The 18,658-nt window shown below is 57.6% G+C and carries 22 protein-coding genes; 5 read left to right on the top strand and 17 right to left on the bottom strand.

Translation table 11 applies throughout. The annotated features are described in order from the left end of the window. Positions 1 to 85: 85 nt before the first annotated feature. The 6 genes from ACI48J_RS17845 to ACI48J_RS17870 form a co-directional block, all read right to left on the bottom strand. Complete coding sequence (locus tag ACI48J_RS17845; RefSeq protein WP_405079543.1) at positions 86 to 895, bottom strand: SDR family oxidoreductase; 810 nt, start codon at positions 893 to 895, stop codon at positions 86 to 88. Between the two features lie 236 nt (positions 896 to 1,131). Continuing rightward, positions 1,132 to 1,653 carry a Fur family transcriptional regulator gene (locus tag ACI48J_RS17850; RefSeq protein WP_009674384.1) on the bottom strand — a complete coding sequence of 174 codons (522 nt, stop codon included), beginning with the start codon at positions 1,651 to 1,653 and terminating at the stop codon, positions 1,132 to 1,134. A 102-nt stretch (positions 1,654 to 1,755) separates the two neighbouring features. After that, positions 1,756 to 2,397, bottom strand: coding sequence for a stage II sporulation protein M (gene spoIIM / locus ACI48J_RS17855; RefSeq protein WP_405079545.1), 642 nt, complete (start codon positions 2,395 to 2,397; stop codon positions 1,756 to 1,758). 186 nt (positions 2,398 to 2,583) lie between these two features. Beyond that, positions 2,584 to 3,087, bottom strand: coding sequence for a PCYCGC motif-containing (lipo)protein (locus ACI48J_RS17860; protein WP_405079546.1), 504 nt, complete (start codon positions 3,085 to 3,087; stop codon positions 2,584 to 2,586). A 63-nt stretch (positions 3,088 to 3,150) separates the two neighbouring features. After that, the gene (locus ACI48J_RS17865; RefSeq protein ID WP_405079548.1) at positions 3,151 to 4,380 is read right to left on the bottom strand and encodes an endonuclease Q family protein; all 1,230 of its coding nucleotides are present in this window, start codon (positions 4,378 to 4,380) and stop codon (positions 3,151 to 3,153) included. Beyond that, the gene (locus ACI48J_RS17870) at positions 4,380 to 4,946 is read right to left on the bottom strand and encodes an NUDIX hydrolase (protein ID WP_405079549.1); all 567 of its coding nucleotides are present in this window, start codon (positions 4,944 to 4,946) and stop codon (positions 4,380 to 4,382) included. Before ACI48J_RS17870 ends, ACI48J_RS17865 begins: the two co-directional genes overlap by 1 nt. 216 nt (positions 4,947 to 5,162) lie before the next feature. Here ACI48J_RS17870 and mciZ point away from each other — a divergent pair, with 216 nt between their 5' ends. Further along, positions 5,163 to 5,300 (top strand): Z-ring formation inhibitor MciZ, encoded by a 138-nt coding sequence (gene mciZ, locus ACI48J_RS17875; protein ID WP_326051878.1) that lies wholly within the window; start codon positions 5,163 to 5,165, stop codon positions 5,298 to 5,300. A gap of 39 nt (positions 5,301 to 5,339) precedes the next feature. Here the strand turns inward: mciZ and ACI48J_RS17880 are convergent, their stop codons facing one another. Both ACI48J_RS17880 and ACI48J_RS17885 read right to left on the bottom strand, forming a co-directional pair. After that, positions 5,340 to 6,365 (bottom strand): LCP family protein, encoded by a 1,026-nt coding sequence (locus ACI48J_RS17880; RefSeq protein WP_405079550.1) that lies wholly within the window; start codon positions 6,363 to 6,365, stop codon positions 5,340 to 5,342. A 260-nt stretch (positions 6,366 to 6,625) separates the two neighbouring features. Further along, positions 6,626 to 7,762: a M20/M25/M40 family metallo-hydrolase gene (locus ACI48J_RS17885; RefSeq protein WP_405079552.1), complete on the bottom strand. Its 1,137-nt coding sequence runs from the start codon at positions 7,760 to 7,762 to the stop codon at positions 6,626 to 6,628. 71 nt (positions 7,763 to 7,833) lie between these two features. Between ACI48J_RS17885 and prli42 the strand changes: the two genes are divergently transcribed. Further along, on the top strand, positions 7,834 to 7,935 hold the full coding sequence (prli42, locus tag ACI48J_RS17890; protein WP_016423989.1) for a stressosome-associated protein Prli42: 102 nt from the start codon (positions 7,834 to 7,836) through the stop codon (positions 7,933 to 7,935). A 6-nt stretch (positions 7,936 to 7,941) separates the two neighbouring features. Here prli42 and ACI48J_RS17895 read toward each other — a convergent pair whose 3' ends face one another. From ACI48J_RS17895 to lpdA, 4 genes are all read right to left on the bottom strand, one after another. Next, positions 7,942 to 9,345 (bottom strand): dihydrolipoamide acetyltransferase family protein, encoded by a 1,404-nt coding sequence (locus tag ACI48J_RS17895; RefSeq protein ID WP_405079553.1) that lies wholly within the window; start codon positions 9,343 to 9,345, stop codon positions 7,942 to 7,944. Between the two features lie 14 nt (positions 9,346 to 9,359). Further along, the gene (locus tag ACI48J_RS17900; RefSeq protein ID WP_016423987.1) at positions 9,360 to 10,340 is read right to left on the bottom strand and encodes an alpha-ketoacid dehydrogenase subunit beta; all 981 of its coding nucleotides are present in this window, start codon (positions 10,338 to 10,340) and stop codon (positions 9,360 to 9,362) included. Positions 10,341 to 10,366: 26 nt separating this feature from the next. Then, positions 10,367 to 11,368, bottom strand: a complete 1,002-nt coding sequence (locus ACI48J_RS17905; RefSeq protein WP_326051871.1) for a thiamine pyrophosphate-dependent dehydrogenase E1 component subunit alpha — start codon at positions 11,366 to 11,368, stop codon at positions 10,367 to 10,369. A 120-nt stretch (positions 11,369 to 11,488) separates the two neighbouring features. Continuing rightward, entirely contained in the window at positions 11,489 to 12,913 is a 1,425-nt protein-coding gene (gene lpdA, locus ACI48J_RS17910) for a dihydrolipoyl dehydrogenase (RefSeq protein ID WP_326051870.1), read from the bottom strand. Positions 12,914 to 13,263: 350 nt separating this feature from the next. Here lpdA and ACI48J_RS17915 point away from each other — a divergent pair, with 350 nt between their 5' ends. Next, entirely contained in the window at positions 13,264 to 13,521 is a 258-nt protein-coding gene (locus ACI48J_RS17915; protein WP_326051869.1) for a DUF2627 domain-containing protein, read from the top strand. 287 nt (positions 13,522 to 13,808) lie between these two features. Here ACI48J_RS17915 and ACI48J_RS17920 read toward each other — a convergent pair whose 3' ends face one another. Together ACI48J_RS17920 and ACI48J_RS17925 are read right to left on the bottom strand one after the other, a co-directional pair. Then, complete coding sequence (locus ACI48J_RS17920; RefSeq protein WP_405079554.1) at positions 13,809 to 14,171, bottom strand: carboxymuconolactone decarboxylase family protein; 363 nt, start codon at positions 14,169 to 14,171, stop codon at positions 13,809 to 13,811. A gap of 143 nt (positions 14,172 to 14,314) precedes the next feature. After that, entirely contained in the window at positions 14,315 to 14,524 is a 210-nt protein-coding gene (locus ACI48J_RS17925) for a hypothetical protein (protein WP_405079555.1), read from the bottom strand. Positions 14,525 to 14,743: 219 nt separating this feature from the next. Here ACI48J_RS17925 and ACI48J_RS17930 point away from each other — a divergent pair, with 219 nt between their 5' ends. Further along, positions 14,744 to 14,998 (top strand): hypothetical protein, encoded by a 255-nt coding sequence (locus tag ACI48J_RS17930; protein WP_405079556.1) that lies wholly within the window; start codon positions 14,744 to 14,746, stop codon positions 14,996 to 14,998. Here the strand turns inward: ACI48J_RS17930 and ACI48J_RS17935 are convergent. Next, complete coding sequence (locus tag ACI48J_RS17935; RefSeq protein WP_405079558.1) at positions 14,941 to 15,216, bottom strand: hypothetical protein; 276 nt, start codon at positions 15,214 to 15,216, stop codon at positions 14,941 to 14,943. The two genes, ACI48J_RS17930 and ACI48J_RS17935, sit on opposite strands and share 58 nt — an antisense overlap. A gap of 108 nt (positions 15,217 to 15,324) precedes the next feature. Here ACI48J_RS17935 and ACI48J_RS17940 point away from each other — a divergent pair, with 108 nt between their 5' ends. Next, positions 15,325 to 15,594, top strand: a complete 270-nt coding sequence (locus tag ACI48J_RS17940; RefSeq protein WP_009674880.1) for a hypothetical protein — start codon at positions 15,325 to 15,327, stop codon at positions 15,592 to 15,594. Positions 15,595 to 15,719: 125 nt separating this feature from the next. Here ACI48J_RS17940 and ACI48J_RS17945 read toward each other — a convergent pair whose 3' ends face one another. Further along, a complete protein-coding gene (locus tag ACI48J_RS17945) occupies positions 15,720 to 17,693 on the bottom strand; it encodes an ATP-binding cassette domain-containing protein (protein WP_405079559.1) in 1,974 nt (657 codons plus the stop codon). Beyond that, entirely contained in the window at positions 17,674 to 18,585 is a 912-nt protein-coding gene (locus ACI48J_RS17950) for an ATP-binding cassette domain-containing protein (RefSeq protein ID WP_405079560.1), read from the bottom strand. Before ACI48J_RS17950 ends, ACI48J_RS17945 begins: the two co-directional genes overlap by 20 nt. Between the last annotated feature and the right edge of the window lie 73 nt (positions 18,586 to 18,658).

The following is an 18,658-nucleotide window of genomic DNA, read 5'->3' on the forward strand; positions in this document are numbered from 1 at the left end:
AACGCAGGATATGCGGCTCCGCCGCACCTGTGTATATTTCGGCTATAAAAAGAGGGAGCGCCCCGCAGGGGGCCCTCCCGGGCCGTTAAAGAAGCGATTCCGCGCCGTCGATGAAGACTTCCGTCCCCGTAACGTGGCTGGAAAGGTCGGAACCTAGGAAGACCAGCAGGTCCGCCACCTGATCCGCCGTTCCGGGACGGTCCGCCAGCGGCATGCTCGTTTCCGGATATTCCACCGGTATCCGGATTTCCTCCAGCTCCGGCGTACGTTCCGTACTGTCCTCAATGTTCGTGTCGATCGAACCGGGACAAATCACGTTGACGCGGATTTTATAGCGGGCCAGCTCAAGCGCCGCCATTTTGGCGAAGGCCACTTGCCCCGCTTTGGAAGAGCTGTAGGCCGTAAACCCGAAGTTTTTAAAAATCCTGGTTCCGTTGATGGAACTGGTGATCACGATGCTGCCCCCGTTTTCTTTGAGCAGGGGCACTGCATATTTTACGGTCAGAAACGTGCCTTTCAGATTGGTCTGCAAGGTAGCGTCCCATTCCTCCGGCTCCAGATCCTCAATCGGCGCTATTTTGCCGTTAATGCCCGCATTGGCGAGCACGATATCAAGTCGTCCCCACGTGTCCCGCACCTTCCCGAATGCGGCTTGGACCTGCTCCGGGTCGGAAATGTCCGCTTCCGCGACAATCGCTTCCCCGCCCTTGCGCATAATAATTTCCTGGACATCCTCGGCATGCTGCTTGCTGATGTCCACCAGGCAGACCTTGACCCCAAGCTTGGCGAGTCTGAGCGCCGCCGCTTTGCCTATTCCCGAACTCGCTCCCGTGATCAGAGCCGTTTTGCCGGCCAAGCCGTATTCTCCCCTATGTAAGCTACTGGTTTGCTCCATGGTCCGTCCTCCTCTGAAAGCCGATACCCGCAAGGCAGCGGCATATTGATAATGGGTATGTTCCACTGCCTCCTTACCCGTTGGACCGCCCGAAGAAACGAAAGAACGCGTCCGATTTTCATCGGCGAGAAGGTCTGTCAACGGCTGCAGACACGCCAAAAAGCCCGCTGAACCGGCAGCGGACTTTCCAGGGGCCTTACGGACGCATCAAGCAGACAAAAACCTTCCGCGCCTGTTTAAACGAGCGTAGAAGGTTTTGCGCTTGCATGGTGATGGTGATGCTTCGGGTTAGCATCTTTATTTTTCGGCTGATCGGCGCCTTTCTCCAGACATCTGTGGCAGATACCTTGAAAATCGAGGCGGTGATCCAGCACTTTAAAATTATATTCACGGGCGAGCCGTTCTTCCAGCGGTCCCAGCCAATCTTCCATAATTTCGTCCACTGCGCCGCACTGCACGCAGATCAAATGATGATGATGGTGATGAGTGCTGTCGCTGCGAAGATCGTAACGGGCTACGCCATCTCCAAAATTCATTTTCTCAAGCACATGCATATCGCTAAGCAATTCGAGCGTCCGGTACACGGTAGCAAGTCCGATTTCAGGAGCTTTGTCCTTGACGAGCATAAATACGTCCTCGGCGCTAAGGTGATCTTCTTCATTCTCGAGCAGCACTCGAACCGTCGCTTCCCGCTGGGGAGTCAGCTTGTAACCTTGGGATTGCAGCTGCTGCTTGATCTTCTCAATACGTGCTTCCATACTCCTCCCCCTCTTACAACGCGTCTAAACGGCGCGATAGTTTCCCTTTTTTCATTATAGAGGGAGGGAGTCACGAAAGTCAAACGACTATTTAGAATAATTCTAGTTAGTGAGAGCCGCCAGCATCGGCGTAACCCACTTCATCATCGTCGGAGACACGAATGCTTCCAAAAGCGCCGCCCCAAGCATGCAGACGCCCATCGCGAGCGTAACGCCGGAGTAACGCATGAACGGGTGATAGATAGTTCCGCTCCGGCGGACGAGCCTGTTTTTGATAATAAAAAGAGAGAAACTGATGGAAACGACGCTGCAGATCAGAATGGCGGGAACGACAATCAGATTCGGGGGCGCGATGGAAACCAGAGCGAAAGCGATGCCTTTCCAGGATAGCTGCCCGACCATAAAGCCTACGCTGAAGCCGATCAGGACGCCTTTCAGAAAATCCAGCACGAGAATAAGCGGCAGTCCGATAACGGACAGCCCGAGCGTCCAGATGAGCAGAATCCATTTCATATGAAGCGAGAACGCCGCCAGCATCGACTGCTTCCCGTCCACCTGGGCCCCGTCCTGTATCGTCCGGTAGAACGAACTGAGATAGCGCCCCAGCTCCTGCTTCTGTTCGAGAGACAGCGCATTGACCATGACGGCGCCGAACACGACACCCACGACGAAGAGGACCGAGACGAATAGAAAGAGCGTAAACTGTTCTTTGAAATACTGCTTCAAGGTCTGCATAGCCGGCATGATAAGTCCTCCTTGTCCGCTTGTTCACTATAGGCAGTATATGCGGCGGATAACCGGGATAGACCAAGCCGTACGGCAATGTAAAAAAAGCAAAAAAGCCCTCTTGGCTTGAGGGCTTTTGCTTAGGCGATCAGCAACCGGCGGTCATCCGGCAGAAGCGGCTTCATGCGTCGGATGCTGCCTGTCCTACGCCTCCGGCAGAGGCGTATCGGTCGGCTTGCCCGCGGTGCCTTTATAGGTGTCGTCGATCTGCTTGCGGATTTCCAGCGGCGTTTTGCCGTCCTTCTTAAGCGAGATGGCCTTTACCGCGATCTCCATGCAGATGCCGCAGCGCGTCCCGTGATCGTCCCAGACGACGGAACCGTCCGCATTCGTTTCGCGGATGAAGCAGTTCTGGTTGCTCTTGTGACCGGCGCTTTCGCCGCAGCCGCAGTAGCACGGCATGGACTGCAGCAGGTCCGCGTTTTTGCCGGCCAGCTCGTAAACAAGCCGGATTTCTTCGCGCTGCTTGTCCAGAAATTTCGGCAGGGCGGCGGACGAAGCCGTCTTCTCCTGCAAGTCCCCGTTCGCGGCATGATGCGCCGCGCCGTCTCCGTGCGCATCATGCTTGGCTCCGCCGCTTCCGCATGCGGCCGCCAGCATGCTAGCGCACAGAAGGGTGGCCGTAAGCAGGCCCCATTTTTTGTTCATGTTCAGATTCCCCTCTCCCTTTGCGGGAATTAGATCGCTTCTGTTACGGGCCCGTGTTTGTGTTTATCCGTTTGCGCGGGTCCCGTTCGTTCCCTTGTCAGCCGGCTTCGCTTTCGCCGGCGCTTTGACTTTACCGTAAGTGCCTCCGCCGCCAACCTGGAGATCGAGGACGCCCGTCCGGGCCTCCAGGATCATTCCGGCAATGTCGTCTCCCACCGTCTCGGCCAGCTCGCTTCGCGTCGCCCGGTGCAGGATGTTCATCTCGGTGCCGAATCTGGCGAGCAGCCCGTCCAGCTTTCTTTTGCCCAGTCCCGGAATGAATTCCAGCGGTACCTGGTAGTAATAGGGCGGCCGGTAATCCGGCACATACGGCTCCGCGCGGCCCGCAAGCTCCATGATGCGGTCCATAACGCCGCGGACTACTTTGGGACTGCCGCAGTACAGGCACCTTCCAACGGCCGCCTCGCGCTCGTCCAGGATGCTTTCGCAGCTCAGACAGTAGGTGCGGTGATATTTGCCGAGCCGCGGATTCAGGCCGTAGTTCGCGGTAACCGCGCGGCCTCCCTCTCTGCGGAGAGCGAGCACCAGCTCCGCGAACGTAGGCTCCGCCAGCCGCAGCTCGTTGTACTCGCGGCCGATTTTCCCGAGCGAATGGGCATCCGAATTCGTGACGTACGTGAAGCGGTCCAGCTCCGGTAGATAGCCCGCCATCTCGGAATCGGAGCTGAGCCCGAGTTCGACGCCCGCCAGCCCGTCCAGATCCAGCATATGCTCCATGCGGGTCGATCCGCTGCCGTAGATGCTTTTGTGCGGCGTAAAAATGTGCGCGGGAATGAGTATGCCTCCCCGCCCGAGCACTTCGGCCTGAAGCTCCCTGGCCGTGACATACATGCGCTGGGAGCTCAGCTCCACATTTTTCATCCGCGGGCGCATCCACTCCGTGAACTCTTTCATCTGAGCCAGCTTCGGGAGAAAAACGAGCAGATGCACGGGTCCCATACCCGGATCGCGCACCTCGATTTCGCTCCCCAGCAGAACCGTGGTCTGGTGATACCGGATGCCCCCGCCGTCCAGCTCCTTCATTTCGCCGGCAGCCAGATAATGCTCGATCTCTTCCTGTACCGACGGCGAATGGCAGTCGATGATGCCGACGATCTCGATTCCTTTGCGGTCGGACGCCTCGCGGGCAATGTTGTAGAACGTCAAGTTCCGGGCTCCGCTGATCTTGACTGCGGCTCCCTTCTCCGTCCGGCCGATATGAATGTGAAGATCCGCGTAGTACGTCCGCAGCATCAGAACGAGCCCGTCAGCTTGTACGCTTGCCAGGCGTATACGGCCGTAATGGTTTTGGCGTCGCTGATGCTCCCGCGCGCAATCAGCTCTTTCGCCTCCTGGAGGGTGATCGCTTCGCACTCCAGAAATTCGTCCTCGTCCGGCCGCGCTTCCCCGCGGACCAGGTTCTCGGCTACGAACAGATGAAGGATTTCATCGGCAAAGCCCGGAGACGTATAAAAGGAGCAGACCGGACGGACCGACTCCGAACTGTAGCCGGTTTCTTCTTCCAGCTCGCGGATCGCCGCCCGGATCGGCTCTTCGCCGGGATCGAGCTTGCCGGCCGGAATTTCCACCTGGCTTTTTTCCAGCGCCTTGCGGTACTGTTCCACCACGATCATCCGGTCATCGTCCGTTAATGCCAGAACGGCCACCGCACCGGGATGCTTCACGATCTCGCGCGTGGCTACTTCCCCGTTCGGCAGGCGGACATGATCCACCTGCAGCGTAATGATTTTCCCCTCGAAGATGGGTTCGGTTTTTATCGTAACTTCCTCAAATTTCCGATTGTTTCGATCAGCTGACATGTCCCGCTCCTCCCCCGGGTGAACCCCGGAAACGCTTGTTTTCTCCCCTATTATATCAAATAGCTGAAAAAAAACGGCTTTCCCCTGTGTTGAATTATGGCAAAACGGGGAAAGAATGATTAGAGGGTTTTGTGCCTTATTTTAACAGCTGACATAACTCGTCCCTTACTCGCATAGGTTTTAACCTAGACTAATTGCGGAAATGAGGAATGAATCATGAAAAATTATACAGCTTCCGAAAGCCTGCGTCTCGTCGGAAAGGCATGGGAAATTAAACAATATCTTCAGCTCGCCGTTCAGAAAGGCGGACGCGATCTGCCTCTCGTGGTTTTTTTGGGGCAAAAATCAGGATGAACGATCACAGCCTCTTCCTGCAAGCATAAAACGGAACGGTTACGGCCTCCCGAATCGGTTCCCGGCTCCTGGCTCAATCAAATCGTAAATCCCGTACGATTGTAAAGGCGCCGCCGTAGGTTCCGCCTGTTTACGGACGAGCCTCTCCAATTCGCCCGCTACCCGGCTGCGCTCGCTTTCCGTTATATTCATATACGAAACTCCCCCGATCATCGCTGTAGTAGCTTCAAGCGGCAGCGTGACCACGTCGTTTCCGGTAAGAGCGGAAAATGTGCTCGCAAACTGGAAAACGGTGCGGGCCGGTATGTCCATGCGGACATTGCCTCCCATAATTTTAAGAAGGTTATTGATCTTGGCCACATTGCGGTATTGAACCGTCTGGGTAAGCAGCTCGCGCACAACCTGCTGCTGGCGGCGCATTCGGCCGAAATCTCCGTCCGCATCTCCCCGGTACCTGGCATAATTAAGCGTCTGCTGACCGTTCAGCGTCTGACGGCCTTTCTTGAGATACACATGACGATGGGTAATCCGGTCGTCGAAGTCCATATTTTTTTCCACGTCAACAGACAGTCCCCCGAGCGTATCCACGAATTCTTTGACTCCGTTAAAATTAAAAGCCACATAATAATCTACCGGGATGCCGAAAAACGCTTCGACGGTTTTCACGGCCAGATCCGCTCCCCCGTAAGCGTAAGCGTGGGCCAGCTTCTCTTTGCCGTGTCCCTGAATGCGGATCCGGGTATCCCGCGGGATCGAAAGGAGCGTTATTTTCTGGCTTGAAGAATCGGCAACGGCCAGCATGTTTGTGTCCGAACGCCCCTGCTCCACGTTTCCCGAGTCTATTCCCAGCATAAGAAACACATACGTCTCTTTGGCAAGGGTTTCACGGACCGGCGCGGGATTCACCGGGTTCGTTTGCGGTACTCCCGTTTCGGTCCGTTCTTTGTACACCAGATTCCAGCTGTGATAAGCGTTCCACGCGTAATAACCGCCGACCGCGAGCAGAAGGGCAAGCGGCAGCGCAGCCCAGAGCCAGAACCATTTTCTTCTGCGTTCTCGTTTCATCCGTCCCGTTTCGCCCCCGATTCTGCAAGATGTGCAATACCCGTAGTATGGGGAAACCGACGGCAAAAAAAAGATCCCCGCTCCTAACATCTTCTGTAGAAAGCGGGAAACTTTGTGAAACCGAAACTAAGACGCCTTCTCCTCCGTAAGCCGTACGTCCTTGACGATAAAACCGGAAAAACGGAAACCCAAAAAAACAAAACCTCCATCCGGATGGCCGGCAGGGCCTATCGGGATGGAGGTTTTTTGGTTCGGACCGCTTATTTCGCTTGTTCCGTTACTTCGCGGACGATAGCGACGACCGCTTCCGCTGTTTTAACGAGATCGGATACGGCGATATGTTCGTTGGTGGTGTGAATTTCCTTGTAACCTACCGCCAGGTTCACCGTAGGAATTCCCATGCCGTTGAAAATATTCGCGTCGCTTCCTCCGCCGGAGTGGAATGTGCTGGTTTTGCAGCCCATGCCTTCCAGGGCTTTCATGGCCAGCTTCACAACCGGCGATGTTTCGTCGTGCATGAAAGCGGGATACACGATATCCGCTTCGAAATCGCACGTCGTGCCGAAATCGGCCGCCGTGTCTTTGCACGCCTTCTCCATCGCGGCTAGCTGGGCTTCCAGCTTGCTTTGGACGATGCTGCGCGCTTCCGCTTCGAGAAGCACGCGGTCGCAGACCACATTAAGGGGACCGAGGCCGGAGAAACTGCCGATGTTAGCCGTCGTCTCCGAATCGAGACGGCCCAGCTTCATGCGGGATACCGCTTTGCTTGCTACCTGGATGGCCGAAATGCCGTCTTCCGGGTTCACGCCCGCGTGAGCGGATTTGCCGTACATGACGATCTTGATTTCGGCGCGGGCCGGAGCCGCAACGGCGATTTCGCCGATTTCGCCGTTAGAGTCCAGCGCGTAGCCGAACTTCGCCTTCATGACGGACGGGTCCATCGCGCGTGCGCCTTTCAGCCCGGATTCTTCTCCTACCGTGATCACGAACTGGATCGGACCGTGAGCGATATTCTGCTCCTTCAGCACCCGGATAGCTTCGAACATCGCCGCGATACCGGCTTTGTCGTCGCTTCCCAGAATCGTGGTTCCGTCGCTGCGGATAATTCCGTCTTCACCGATTTGCGGCTTGATTCCGTTGCCCGGAGCCACCGTATCCATATGGCTGGTAAAGAAAATGCACGGAGTGGATTCCGGCGCGCCGCTGGCTTCCAGCATACAAATCAGGTTACCGGCGCCGTGGCCGGTTTTCTCGGCCGCGTCATCCGTCTGGATGGAAAGACCGAGTTCCTTGAATTTCGACTGCAGGACGACACTGATCTCCTGCTCGTATTGCGTCACGCTGTCGACCTGTACAAGCTCGATAAATTCTTTTATTAACCGTTCCTGCTGGATCATGGGTTCCCTCCGTTGTTGCGATGGTTTACAATAGAGTCAGCGAAAAGTTTGTCCGAATAGGAGTGATTGGTATGAAACGCAACCGTCTGTTCAAAATCGTCGTGTACATCATGCTCTTCAGCATGGTCGCATCGACCTTGATGGTCTCCCTCAGCTTCCTGACAACCTCATAATACGCCTCAATACAGCTTGGTTTCAAGATTGTAGGCTTCCATATTTTCCTTCACGCGCTGTAAAAAGCGTCCGCAGATAACCCCGTCCAGAATCCGGTGGTCCAGCGACAGGCAGATGTTCACCATCGAACGGACCGCGATCATATCCTGGATCACGACCGGCCTCTTCACGATGGATTCGAAGGTCAGGATGGCCGCCTGCGGATAGTTGATAATCGGCTGCGAAAGGATGGAACCGAAGGAGCCCGTGTTGTTCACGGTAAAAGTGCCCCCCTGCAGGTCGTTTAACGACAGCTTGCCGGTGCGGGCCTTTTTCGTCAGGGTGTCCGCTTCGAGGGCAAGCCCCGCGATATTCATCTGATCCGCTTTCTTAATCACGGGCGTCAGAACGGATTCTTCCGTACCGACCGCAAGCGCGAGGTTGATATCCCGCTTGATGATGATTTTATCGACCGCCCAGACCGAGTTCATGATCGGATAGTCTTTGATGGCGTTGACCACAGCCTTCATAAGAAACGGAAGATAAGTAAGATTGATCCCTTCGCGGCGCATGAATTCTTCTTTGACCTTGCTCCGCAGGGTCACGAGATTCGTTACGTCCACTTCGATCATGGTCCAGGCGTGCGGAATTTCCGATACGCTCTGGCGCATGCGGCTCGCGATCGTGTTGCGGATCGGCGTCACATCGATGAACGTCTCCCCCCGCGAATCGGAATTCGCGTCGAATTCGAGCGGCGTCGGCGGATTCTGCGAAAGGTGAATGCCGCTGCTGCGCACCGGAATTTGCGGCTCGGGTCTGTAAGGGTTAGCAGCCGGCGCTTCCGCAGACGGACGATGGTTCGGAGCGGATGGCGCTTGCTGCGCCGCTGGAGCCGCATGCGTCTGCCCTGCAGCCTGGCTGCCGCCGTTCGGAGCCGCAGGTGCCGTGCCCTGCGCTATGTAGGTTTCGACGTCCTTGCGCGTGATGCGCCCGCCGAAACCCGTGCCCTTGACGCGGCCGAGATCCACGGCGTTCTCCGCGGCAAGACGCTGCACGGCGGGCGAGTACCGGCCGCGCATGCTCTGGTCGGCGCTGTCTTCCGCGAGTGCCGCCGCGAAGTCTCCCTGCGATGCAGGGTCGCCGCTTGCGCCCGCGGAAGCCGCTTCCGCCGTCTCCGGCACTTCCAGGAGGCAGATCGGGTCTCCTACGGCTGCGGTCTCGCCGCTGCCGACGAGGATTTTGACCAGCCGGCCTTCGATCGGGCTGGGCATTTCGACGTTGACTTTGTCCGTGTACAGCTCGCAAAGCACGTCGTACTGCTGGATATAGTCACCGGGCTGCTTCAGCCAGGTACCGACCGTAGCGGAAACGAGACTTTCCGCCAGATGAGGCACCGGCACTTCGGCCAGCCGGAATTTTGATTCGCTCATATCGCGTTCCCCCATTAAAACTGCGCGAGTTCTCTCATCGCGTCCGCTAATTTGTCCGTGTTAAGCAGGAAAAACTTCTCCATCGGCGGGTTCATTCCGACGGCCGGAACATCCGGGCCGCATAACCGGCGGATCGGCGCATCGAGGTCGTACAGCAGCTCTTCGGCCACGATAGCCGCGACTTCGGCCCCGATCCCGCCTGTTTTGTTATCCTCATGGGCAATCAGAACCTTGCCCGTTTTGGCCGCCGCTTCCAGAATCGCCTCGACGTCAAGCGGCTGGATCGTGCGCAGATCGAGCACGTGGGCGCTGATGCCTTCCTTCGCCAGCTCTTCCGCTGCCTGAAGGGCGTAATGCACCGCAATTCCGTACGCGATCACGGTCAAATCCGTGCCTTCGCGCTTCACTTCGGCTTTGCCGATCGGTACGATATAATCGCCCTCCGGCACTTCCGCCGAAAGGGAGAGGTAGCATTTCTTATGCTCAAAATAAAGGACCGGGTCCGGGTCCCGGATAGCCGCCAAAAGCAGCCCTTTGGCGTCGTAAGGATTCGACGGCGCGACCATTTTGAGGCCGGGCGTTCCGAAGAATACCGATTCCGGGCACTGCGAGTGATAAATCGCTCCGCCACCCGCCGCTCCGTAAGGGGCGCGGATGACGATCGGACAGCTCCAGTCGTTGTTGGAACGGTAGCGGATTTTGGCCGCTTCGCTGATGATCTGATTCGTCGCCGGAAAAATAAAGTCCGCGAACTGGATTTCCGCGATAGGTTTCATCCCGTACATCGCGGCTCCGATCGCCGTTCCGACGATAGCCGATTCGGCCAGCGGCGTATCAAGAACGCGGCTTTCGCCGTACAGGTCGCGCAGACCTTTCGTCGCGTTGAGCACGCCGCCTTTGCCGACGTCTTCTCCCAAAACAAATACATTTTCGTCGCGCTGCATTTCGTCCTGCATCGCCGAACGGATTGCTTCCAAATAGGTAATTACTGCCACGTTGCTGCCTCCCTCTGCTCTTGCACTTACGCCTGGGCGTATACGTGCTTCAGCGTATCTTCGCCTGTCGGATAAGGAGCCGCGTCCGCGTAGGCTGTCGCTTCATTGATTTCCTTCTGAATCTCGGCCTGCAGCTCCTGGTCCTTCTCTTCGCTCCAGATGCCGCAGTCGATCAGATATTGACGGAATTTCGGCAGTCCGTCTTTGGCGCGGTTCTCTTCCACTTCTTCCTTCGTGCGGTACAAGAGATCGTTGTCGGACGTGGAGTGCGGAGGAACCCGGTACAAATCCGCTTCGATCAGCGTCGGGCCTTCGCCCCGCAGAGCGCGCTCGCGGGCTTCCTTCACCACGCGGTACACTTCCAGCGGATCGTTGCCGTCCACCTTCACGCCGGGGAAGCCGTAGCCGATCGCCCGGTCGGCGATATTGCCCGCAACCTGCTTGTGGTGCGGAACCGAAATCGCGTACCGGTTATTCTCGCACATGAGAATGACCGGCAGCTTGTGCACGCCGGCGAAGTTGCAGCCTTCGTGGAAGTCTCCCTGATTGCTGGAACCTTCTCCGAAGGTCACGAAGGAGACAAGCTCGTCGCCCTTCATCTTAGCGGCCAGGGCAATCCCGACCGCATGAGGCACCTGCGTCGTAACCGGGCTGGAGCCCGTCACGATCCGGTGCTTGCGGTGTCCGAAGTGGCCCGGCATCTGGCGGCCGCCGCTGTTGGGATCTTCCGCTTTCGCAAATACCGAAAGCATCAGTTCCTTCATGGTCATGCCCACCGAAAGAACAAACGCGTAATCGCGGTAGTACGGCAGGAAATAATCTTTCTCGGCGTCGAGAGCGTATGCCGCTCCGGCCTGAGCCGCTTCCTGGCCTACCCCCGATACGTGAAAGGCAATTTTGCCGGAACGCTGCAGAAGCAGGGACCGCTCGTCGAATTTGCGCGCGAGCAGCATGGATGTATACATTTGAATGACTCTTTCATCGGAAAGTCCTAATTGCTGATGCTTAACGTATTGACCGATGGACATTGGGGCTGCGCCTCCTTTTTGTTACCTGGTCTTAATACTAGACACTATATGCTTATTATAAACGGTATTCTTGTCCAATTCAACGGACATTTGGCACAGACAGCCGTTTTCTACCCTTGGTTAAATGTGGATGGCCCTGCCTTCGGCGGCCAGAACCGCTTCCGCGAACGCCTCCGAAAGCGTCGGATGCGGATGAATCGTACTGCCGATTTCCCACGGGGAAGCTTCCAGAAGCTGAGCCAGTGCGGCTTCGGCGATATAATCCGTGACGTGAGGTCCGATCATGTGAACGCCGAGCAGATCGTTCTTGTCCGCGTCGATCACGACTTTGACAAAGCCGTCGTTCTCCCCGTACACGATGGCTTTGCCGAGCGGCTTGAAGCCGAACTTGCCGGTCTTGATCCGGAAGCCTTTCTCCTTGGCTTCCGCTTCCGTCCAGCCGACGGACGCGATTTCCGGCCGTGTGTAGACACATCTCGGGATGCGGTGCGCCTCGTGTGCGTGCGGCTCCAAGCCGCAGATGTGCTCGACCGCGACGACGCCTTCGTGGCTGGCCGCGTGGGCCAATTGCAGACCGCCGATCACATCGCCGATGGCATAGATGTGCGGGATGTTCGTCTGCATGTGCCCGTTCACGCGGATGAAGCCGCGCTCGAGCTTCACGTCGGTGTTCTCCAGCCCGAACTGTTCCACGTTCGGGGCTCTTCCCACCGATACGAGGATTTTGGCGGCGGCGAGCTCCACGCGCTCGCCCTTCTGCTCGGCGGCGACCGTGACGCCGGAAGCGTCCTTGCGGAGCGTGTCCGCGAGCACGCTTGCGTTCGTGAGCACCTTCACGCCGCGCTTGCGGAGCAGCCGGTCCAGCTCGCGGGAGATTTCCTCGTCCTCTGTCGGCACAAGGCGGGGACCCGCTTCCACAACGGTTACGTCCACGCCGAAATCGTTCATCATCGACGCCCACTCCACGCCGATTACACCCCCGCCGACAATGATCAGGGAATCCGGCAAGGCTTCAAGCGCCAGAGCTTCGTCGCTTGTCAGGATGTGTTCGCCGTCCGGTTCCAGACCGGGCAGGACGCGCGGACGCGATCCCGTGGCGAGGATGAGGTGTTCCGGAACCAGTGTCTCGAAACTGCCATCCGGCATTTCGACGGAAAGCGTTCCGCTTCTCGAAGAGAAAATCGACGGGGCCATAATTCGGCCGATTCCGTTAAAGACGTCGATTTTATTTTTTTTCATAAGATACTGCACGCCCTTGTGAATCTGAGCCACGATCCCGTCTTTACGTGACTGCACACGGGTAAAGTCCAGGGTGACGTCAGGCGCAATGACGCCGAACTCTTCCGCCTGCTTGGTTGTCGCCAGAACCTCCGCACTTCTCAAAAGCGCTTTGCTCGGGATACAGCCGCGGTGCAGACAGGTTCCCCCCAGTTTGTCTTTCTCCACCAACGCCACTTTCTTGCCGAGCTGGGCCGCACGGATAGCGGCGACGTAACCGCCCGTTCCGCCTCCCAAAATTACGATATCGTACGCTTGTCCACTCATTTTTATGATCCTCCTGTTCTTTAACGAAACCTTTGGGTCTTTCATGATTTTTCATGATTATTCATGATTTTTCATGGTCATTCATGCTTTTATGTGTATGAGCCTGTTATGTATGGCAGGGGTGATTCGTCCTCATTGTACAACGTACAAGGGCCTTCCGTAAAAGTCGGCTGCCGGGCAGGCGCGTGCCCCCGTACGGCCGATCCCCGTCCCGTTCATTGTAACCCCTGTACGCCCTTAAAATATAGTAGGCGTCCAAAATAGACAGAACCATCCGGACACGGTATCATGGGAATAAAGGCGCTGAGCCCTCACTTATTCTCTTCTCTGATTTGAAAAGGAGCCGCATTATGAAAGATAAATTAAGCCGTTTTGTCGCGATCATGCTTCTCGTCATTCCCGGCGTTATGGCGACCTACGGTTTTCTGTCCATGAAAGACGCATTTTTTCATCAATTCGAGGCGGAAGGCTATATGCATTGGGGCAAATTCATCCTCGGTTTCATTCTATTCGGTCTCGGCGTCGCCTTTATCGGCGGCTGGACCTTTTTCCGGGACCGCAAGCGCAATTATGTCGCACCGCGATTCAAAGCGAAGCGCAGACGGTAATTTCGGTTCGGCCAGGCTTGTTAGAAGGATTCCTGCCAACTAACAACGGTGGAGGCGGAACACCATCCACAGGTCAAGGCAATACCCCGGCTTCCGGCACACGGTTTGGGCATCGCATGATGCATGACGGAAGGTATCCGCCCGGCAGAAATTCATTCCGCTCCGGCCGTCAGATTGAGGACAGGCACCTGTGCAACCTCCGCTACAGACAAACAGCTCCGCCGCCCGAAAGGTCATCCTTTCGGCAGGGAGCTGTTTTTTTATGCTGCGGAAAAAATCATCATTCGTTAATGAACGACACCTTGAAGAGCCTGCTCCACCCGTGTGACTCCCTGGGACATGGCATGTCCTCCGCCGATTGCGGCCGCGACCGCTACCGTTTCTCTGATTTCCTCGGCGTTCGCCCCTTTGCTCAGCGCTTCCTGGACGTGGTAGAACGTGCACACCTCGTTGTTGGCAAAAAGCCCCATGCCCAGCGCGATCAGCTGCTTGGTTTTCGCGGGAAGCGCACCGTCTTTGAAGCATTCGCCCGTAAACTGGTGATAAGCGTCCGCTACCGACGGAAGCTGTTCCTGCAGCTGTAAAATTCCGGTTTTATAGGCGTCGATCTTGGCGTCCATCGCCCCGCCCGCATGTTTTGCAGAACTCATTATATTCACCCCACTGGCAGATTCCGTTTGATCTCCTGTAGAGTGCCCCAAGCGCCTTGCGCCAATACGAAAAGCAAATAAGGCGGCGTCGGCACCGTTCCGCGCTCCCGTATCCTGACAGCCTGAATACCGGCCGCTGCGCTTTAGCCTTCTTCTTCGTCTTCGGGACGCGCGGGAAACTCCACGATTTCCCAAGAGATTCCGATTTCCCGGTCCGCCCAGCTGCGGATATTGATCTCAACGGCTTGCAGAAGTTCCTCTTCCGTTAAATGATCCACTTTACGATCCTCTATCTGAAGAAAAGCTTCTTTTATGTTCTCGCCGCCTACGGAAAGGTCTATTCTGATTTTCACGCTTCCTTGGCACCTCCATCTAATGTTCGCGGTCTTTGTAGGAATGTAAGCGGCCCGTCAGCTTTCAGGCCCGGCCATCCCGCCTTGCTCGCTTGGAGCGGTATGTATTGGCTCACATCTTCGCTGCCCGTACTATCCATTGTCAATCCGGCGCCCTAAGGAGTATACTGGATAGAGTATTCAAAAGTCTGTAAAGACTTAAAAGGAGGCCCATCCGACATGGCGATCAGCCGAGCACGCAAGCTGCGGGACAAACAAATCCGCGAAGGAAAACTCGATCCCGCAATCAAACGGAAATCGTGGGACGGCGTTCAGCCCGCCACCAAATCCACACCGACTCTGCAGGAGAAGAAAAGAAGAGTCGCGCACAAACATAAACGGAACTCGTTCCCGCATACGGAGGACGGTTCCGTTTATTATTTTACACAGGCTTCTTCATCCGGGAGCACCCACGGCAGAGCAAGCGGGTTATGAGCGTTTAAGTAACGGACAAGCTGCTCCTTCTCGTCCGGCTTGAAGGTATATTTGCACGAAAAACCGTTAAACAGCAGCTCCAGGCTGCGGATGCGTCCTTCCGGCGATGCCAGAATATCCACGACGTAATAAGAATCCGGTTCGTCTTCGAAATGAACGCCGACGGCAAGATTCAGTTCGTTGTCCGCCGAAATCACTTCCGCATAATCAATCTCCAAAGGGCCTCCAACCTTTCTATTGAATACAACGTGCTGAATTTATTATAATATAAAAATCCACTGCCTGTCTTTGTCCGAAGACGCAGGAGTGACTAAGGAGGAAGAAACATGGCATATGATCCGCAGGTTGTCGAAGCAACCAAAGTAAGCGATAACCCGAAAAACGGCTTGTTTGAAGTCGTTGTCGTTCTGAAAGACCGTACACACGGCCGTATTTTCTTCGAACGCAATCTGCAATCCGGAGAAATCAAAGCATCCCGTATTTCTCGGCTGCTGAAGGAGCCTTGCCCGATCTGCCGCAAAGATTTCCTTTGCAACTGCCTGGATCGGTACCTGGACAACATCTCCGGCCAAGCCCTTCAAAAAATCGAATCCTAACCTTCTCCGGAAGGAAGCATAAAAAGCCTGTGGAACGTTCATCCGTTCTGCAGGCTTTTTATATACCGGGCGTTTGAGACGGCTCGGACACGGTGTCCGCCGCAATTCGCGGGAAGGCCGGGGTGTTACCCGAGTATGTCGGCCAGGGCGGCCAGGCAGAGGAATACGAGCAGAAAAACACCCATCGCGGCATAATCGCGAGCCTGCATCCGGAGTGCCCGGCTTCGGGTCCTTCTGCCTCCCGTCCGGCTGTAGCCTCTGATCTCCAAAGCCGTCGAGAACTCGTCGGCCATGCGGATCAGAGAGAACATGAACGGCAGCGCCATAATCCGGAACTCGGCAAGCCCGAGCCCGCTTTTGCCGCTGCGCCCCTGTCCCCTGGCTTTTGCGATACGGCCGAACCGGTTCCACTGCCCGCCGATAAGCGGAATAAACCGGAACATAAGCGAAGCCGTCAGCGCTACGGCCTCCACCGGGAACCTCAGACCCGCAAGAACGGCCAGCCCCTGCTCCACTCCCTGCTTCATCCGCAAATAGCCCACCGTAAGCGGAAAAAGGACGCCCAGGACAAGCACCAGCATCAGGTTTGATAACGCCCGGACCGCCGCAAGCGCCGCCTTGGGGTCGAAGCCTATCGGAACTTCTCCCTGACCGGCCCCGATCGTCAGTCCGGCAATTACGGCCGACAGGCCCGTAAAAATCAGAAATGCGCGCAGAGGCTTCCAGACGGCTCTGAAGGGGACCTGCGACAGCAGAACGGCCGCCGCGGTTAATGCGGCGGACACAGCCAGGCCGATCAGCGACTTTTGCAGCAGGATTCCCGCCGACAAAAGCACATACCCGATCCAGAAGGTTCGGGGATCGAAGCGGCGTCCGACCGGTATGGCGGGCGGATGGAGCGCCTCTGCCGGGGCGGTCGCGCCGCCGGAAGCCGGAGACGACCGGCCATCGGCCGAAGTGCCGGACGGTACGGTCTCCGCGGCAGACGAGTCACCCCCGATAGCCGGGGAGCCGGACGATACGCCGCATTCAAGCGGGCCGGCTGAAACTGCGCCGGCCGGGGCGGTCCCGCTGCCAGGAGCGGAGGCTGGCGGGCTGCCCGCAGACGCGCCAAGGCTGCCGCAAAGCACGGCCTCGCGGGGCGCCCTGCCGGGGCTCACGGGCGCGTGCGCGGAGGCCGCGGCGCTTGGCCGCTTCTCCGACGCGGAAAGACCCGCCGCCGCGTCCGCGCCGTCGTACCCGCGCCGCCCCCCCGCCGCCAGTGCGGCGGCAATCGCCCGCGCCGTCTCCTCCCGCGCGGGAAGCCCTGCCGGCACGTCTACGCCGTGCCGGCGAAGCAGGCTGCCGAGCGCCAGCGCTTCCGGCAGCAGAAGCCCCGCGTCCCCCAGCATAGCGGGACGCGCAGCCAGCTCCGCAGGGGTACAGTCGTGCACGACTGTACCCTGCGAGAGCATCACGATGCGGTCCGCCACAGGCAGGAACGCATCGAGATCGTGCGTCGCGACGAGCGCGCCGCCGCCTGTCCGCCGCGTCCAGCTGCGCAGCGTGCCCGTGAGCCTCGCGGCCGCCTCGTGATCGAGGCCCGCCGTCGGCTCGTCGAGCAGCAGCCAGCGGGGCCGGGACGCGAAGACGGACGCGAGAGCCGCCCTGCGCTGCGTGCCGCCGCTGAGCTCGTGAGGGCGCTCGTCCAGCAGCTCGGGACCGAGGCCGAACAGCTCCAGCGCTTCGGCTATGCGGGCTTCACGCTCCTCCCCGCTCAGCTTGAACGGTCTCAGCGTATAGTGGAACTCCCCCCGGACCGTGGCCGCGAAAAGCTGCTCGTGCGGATGCTGGAAAACAAGCGCCAGCTTCCGCCTTGCCTCCCTGGCGCTTTGTTTGCTGCCCGGCCACAGCTCGGTATCTCCATACCGGATGCCGCCCCCGTCCGGAACGGACAGCCCTCCCAGCATATCCAGCAGCGTCGATTTCCCCGCTCCGCTTCGGCCGACGAGCAGCGTGATCTCCCCGGCAACGGCCGTGAAGGATACGTCCCGGACGGCAAAAGAAGCGTCCGGCCCGCCGACGGTTTTCGAAAGGTTTTTAACGTGCAGGCAGTCCATATCGGTTCAAAACCTCCATCAATTCGTCCGGCGTTACCGGCCGCTCTTCGAGGCCGAGGGCTCCCAGCCTGTGAAGCTCCCTTGCGACCTCTACCGTGTAGGGGAGCTCATATCCCCGCTCCAGACAAGGGGAAGGAGCCGGCATGTTTTCCCGAATTTTGACCCGAGAGCCGTCCACTGACGATGTTCCGTAGAAAAAATCCCGCACACCGCCCGAATAGGCGATCTTCCCTTCGTCCACAACGATAACCTTGTCCGCAAGGGCCAGTTCATCCAGCCTCTGGGTGATCCAGACGACGGTCACGCCCTGCTCATTAAGCTGCGTAAGCGCGCCGAGCACCGTGCTGCGCGAAAAGGAATCCAGCATCGAGGTCACTTCATCCATCAGCAGAACGGAAGCGCCGACAGCCAGCGCTCCCGCCACAGCCGTCAGCTGTTTCTGGCCGCCCGATAAAGCTTCGCAGCTGTCATCCCGCTTATCCGCCAAACCGACGAGTCCCAATACATGACGGGCTGTTTCCGGCATCCGTTCGGGATCTATTCCGGCGTTTTCCATTCCGAAGCATACATCTTCGTACACGGTCTCTCCGATAAGCTGGGTATCCGGATTTTGCAGCACCATGCGCATCCGCTCCCCTGCCGTCCAGCCGGGTTCGATAGAGCCGCCCGCCGCCGGAATGAGCCCGGCCATCACTTTCGCCAGGGTGCTCTTGCCGCTTCCGTTGCGGCCGACGACGGCGAGCCACTCGCCTTTATGCAGCTCTATATTTATTTCGTTCAGAAGTGTTTGATCCGCGGCTGAGACGCCCTCCGCAGGCTCTCCTCTTTTGACGACGGACACTTCGTGCATTCTATAGGGGGATTGCGTATGCCTCTCTTGTTCGTTTTCCATTTCCCGTGCAGATACCTCCAGCCTGTTCACATCCCTATTCACAAAACCGCCCGAGTTGTGCTACAATGCGGAT

The sequence above is a fragment of the Paenibacillus chitinolyticus genome (assembly GCF_045038035.1).
Classification (GTDB): Bacteria; Bacillota; Bacilli; order Paenibacillales; family NBRC-103111; genus Paenibacillus_F; species Paenibacillus_F chitinolyticus_A.